3 protein-coding genes are annotated in these 3,592 nt (G+C 67.6%); 1 reads left to right on the top strand and 2 read right to left on the bottom strand.

What is annotated here, in order from left to right:
- Nucleotides 1-495 precede the first annotated feature (495 nt).
- Both V7067_RS11370 and V7067_RS11365 read right to left on the bottom strand, forming a co-directional pair.
- Nucleotides 496-1,542, bottom strand: coding sequence for an aldo/keto reductase (locus V7067_RS11370; RefSeq protein WP_334176020.1), 1,047 nt, complete (start codon nucleotides 1,540-1,542; stop codon nucleotides 496-498).
- Between the two features lie 158 nt (nucleotides 1,543-1,700).
- Nucleotides 1,701-2,534 (bottom strand): aldo/keto reductase, encoded by an 834-nt coding sequence (locus V7067_RS11365; RefSeq protein WP_334176019.1) that lies wholly within the window; start codon nucleotides 2,532-2,534, stop codon nucleotides 1,701-1,703.
- A 348-nt stretch (nucleotides 2,535-2,882) separates the two neighbouring features.
- Here V7067_RS11365 and V7067_RS11360 point away from each other — a divergent pair.
- Nucleotides 2,883-3,592 (top strand): sugar ABC transporter substrate-binding protein (locus V7067_RS11360; protein ID WP_334176018.1); only part of this gene is annotated, 710 nt, incomplete at its 3' end.

Genomic DNA, 3,592 nt, shown 5'->3' with positions numbered 1-3,592 from the left:
GGATCCGCTCAGACGGAATTTCGGCGCCGGCTTTCCGGTCGGCTTGTCCCGCCCCGCGCCCGGCCGGATCGCCGGGTCAAATCGCCCGCTCGCATCGCTCTGGTCAGCATGGCTCTGGTCAGCATGGCCGGCCGGATTTCCAGACCGGCGCCAACGGCCGGGATGCGGGCAAGGCAAGCCTCAGCGGCAGACCGGGGCCGGCTGAAACCTCTTCCGTCAAAGGCTCTCCGGAGCAAAGACGCGGCCGGGCCGTGACCGCCGGAACCGGTGCCGCGCCTGTGCGCCACGGAAGCCGTCGGGGGCGGCCGTCGGGCCGGCGCCTTCACATCGCCTCCGGTACCGGCCGGCTTTCGGGGCGGCAGAGGCTCCGGCAGAGACCGGCCGGCCCTCGCCTCCCCGCATCCGCATAGCGCCGCGCCCGCATGGCCCCGCATCCGCGTCGCGTAACGGGCCGGTCCCGTTTGTGAACGGGGCCGGCGACCGCAGGCGGCCCCGTCAGCCGGCAGCCGGCACGGCAGCGGGGGATTCGGCCGGCGTCGGCGCATCCTCGCGCAGCAGGCCGCGGGCCTTCAGGGCATGCCAGAATTCCGCCGGCACCGGATGGCTGAACCACGCCAGATTCTGTTGCAGCTGCTCCACCGTGCGCGTGCCGGCGACGAAGGTGGGGATGGCCGGATGCGCCACCACGAACTGAAGCGCCGCCGCCGGCAGCGGCACTGCGAACTCGCGGCACACCGCCTCGATGCGCGCCACCTTTTCCATGATGGCCGCCGGGGCCGGGGCATAATTGTATTTCGCGCCCGGCTTTGCACCCGTGGCCAGAATGCCGGAGTTGAAGCCGCCACCCACCGCCACGGCCGCCCCGCGCTCCACGCACAGCGGCAGGAAGCCGTCGAGCGCCTCCTGCTCCAGCAGGGTGTAGCGGCCGGCGAGCAGAAAGGCGTCGAAATCGCGCCGCTTCAGCGCCTCGAAGCACACCTGCCATTCGTTGACGCCGACGCCGATCGCCTTCACCACACCCTCGTCACGCAGCCGCTCCAGCGCGCGCCAGCAACCGTCCATGGCCGCCTCGAACACCGCCGGCTGCGCGGCGCCGCGGGTGAAGACATCAATGTCGTGGATGTAGCAGATGTCGATGCGCTCCAGCCCGAGGCGCTGCAACGAATCCTCAAACGCACGCATCGTGCCGTCATAGCTGTAATCGAACACCAGACTGAACGGCGCGGCATCGACCCACGGGGTGAAATCGATGGTCTCGCGCCGCGCCGGCACCAGACGGCGGCCGACCTTGGTGGCGAGCGAGAAGGCATCGCGCGGCTTCCAGCGCAGCGCCTGCCCGGTGCGGTATTCCGACAGGCCGTGGCCATACATCGGCGCGGTATCGTAGTGACGCACGCCCGCCGCCCACGCGGTCTCGAACATGGCGGCGGAGGTCTGCTCATCGATCGGCTTCAGGAAGTTGCCGACCGGCGCGGTGCCGAAGGAGAAGGCCGTTACCGGCACGTTGCTGCGCCCGAAGGGGCGGATGTCGTCGGGTCTCATGGGCGTTTCACTCCGTGTTTTTTTCTGGCGGTCTTCTGTGGCGGTCGTCCTGCGGGCAGGGGCCGGCCCTGCCGGAAGGTAGCGGCGGCGACCGGCGTCAGGCAATGGCAGCTGACGACGGCGGCAGGAGATGACAGCAGGAGAGAGCGGGCTGGCGCTCAGTCCCACTCCGGCGCCCACGGCACCAGATCGCGGCTCACGATGCGCAGCCCGCGCCGGTTGAGGCTGTCGATGGCCGCCATGTCGAGTGCCGAAAGGCTGAAATCGGTGATGGCATAGTTGGCCGCGATGTTCTCCGGCCGCGTCGACATGGTGTTGAGGCTGACGCCCTTCTGCAGAATCCAGCGCAGGCCCACCTGCCCGGCGCTCTTGCCGAGGCGGGCGCCGATTTCCGCCAGCAGCGGCTCGGCCGGCACCGCGCCGCGGGCCAGCGAGCAGTAGGAGGCGAGCGGAATGCCGGTCTCGATCGCCGCCGCCATCAGCCGGCTCTGGTCGAGCAGGGCGTGGAACTCCACCTGATTGGTCTCGATCGGGCTGTCGACCGCCTCGCGCGCCTCGTGCATCTGCCGGGCGGTGAAGTTGCTGATGCCGATGGCCTGCGTCAGCCCCTGCCGGCGCGCCTCGTCCAGCAGGCGGACCGGACCGGCCACCCCGCCTTCGATGGCCGGCCAGTGCAGCAGCAGCACGTCGATCTGCGCCACGCCCAGCGCCCGCCGGCTCTCTTCCACCGACGACAGGAAACGCACGGGCGTGACGTTGTCGGGGTGAACCTTGGTGGTGATCAGCAGCTCTTCGCGCCGCACCCGGCCGGCGGCCACGGCCTGCGCCAGTGCCGCGCCGACCTCCGCCTCGTTGCCATACATCTGCGCGGTATCGAAGGCGCGGTAGCCGGCATCGAGCGCCGCCGAAACCGCCGCGGCCAGCACCGGCCCGTGCAGCGGATAGGTGCCGAAACCGAGGACGAAATTGTTCTGAAAATAAAGGCTGGTCACGCCTTCCTCCCTCATGGGCCGCCCCCGGCGTGCAAGAGGCCGCCGGATAAGGCCGCAGCCGCTTTTGTCACAGGCTGTCCGATTGCACATTAATAGACTATCTAGTTAGTTACAATAAGGTCCGCTGAATTCTGAAAAGATATTTATTTTCAATATGTAGACATGGTTCATCCGGCCCGCCATGCGGCATCATGATCGGAATCCGCGATGCCCGCTTGCCAACGGACGCGCTGCCGTTTATTAGATAACTGGTTAGTTGATAAAATGGCCATTCCGGACCAACGGAAGCCAGCTCAGGGAAACGCCACAGCCGGCGGCCGCACTGCGCCGCTGCGGGAGAGCCATGCCATGTCGTTCATCAAGACCTTTCTCGAACAGGAAAAGCTGCGCCGGCGCGATTTTCTCATCGCCACCGGCCTCGGCCTGACCGGCCTTGCCGCCGCATCGCTGACCGGCCGCGGCCGCGCACTGGCGGCCGAAGACCCGACGCTGGCCTGGAGCTATCGCGACCGCACCAATCCTTACTGGAACTCCATCGCCTCCGGCGGCGAGGCGTTCGTGGAGAGCATCGGCAAGCCGAAAAGCGCCCTCGTGCACCTCATCAACGAGGGATCGAGCGAAAAGTCGCTGGCCGATATCAAGGCGCTGGTCTCCAAGACCAGCGGCAACTGCGCGATTGCCTGCGATCCCAACGATTCGCCCAACTGCCGCCCGGTGGTGGAAGCGGTGAAGGCCGGCGGCGGCCACATCTTCACCATCTGGAACAAGACCGACGACCTGCACCCGTGGGACATCGGCCCGAACTGGGTCGGCCACATGTCATGGTCCGATATGGAACCGGCGGAAGAGACGGCGACGATCCTGTTCAACGCCATGGGCGGCAAGGGCGAGATCGTCGGCCTTGGCGGCATCGCCGCCAACATCCCGGCCATCGAGCGCCGGCAGGGCCTGATGAACGCCCTGAAGAAGTTCCCGGATATCAAGCTGCTCGACTATCAGGCCGCCGACTGGAACACCACGCGGGCCAACGAGATCATGGCCGGCTATCTCACCACCTA

The sequence above is a fragment of the Pseudoxanthobacter sp. genome (assembly GCF_036822375.1).
In the GTDB taxonomy this organism is placed as follows: Bacteria; Pseudomonadota; Alphaproteobacteria; order Rhizobiales; family Segnochrobactraceae; genus Pseudoxanthobacter.
Note: the sequence above shows the minus strand (reverse complement) of the source record. Positions and strands in the feature narration are given on the sequence as shown.

Coding starts and splice junctions, on each gene's coding strand:
- V7067_RS11370 (WP_334176020.1), bottom strand. CDS start 1,542: ATGAGACCCGACGACATCCGCCCCTTCGGGCGCAGCAACGTGCCGGTA.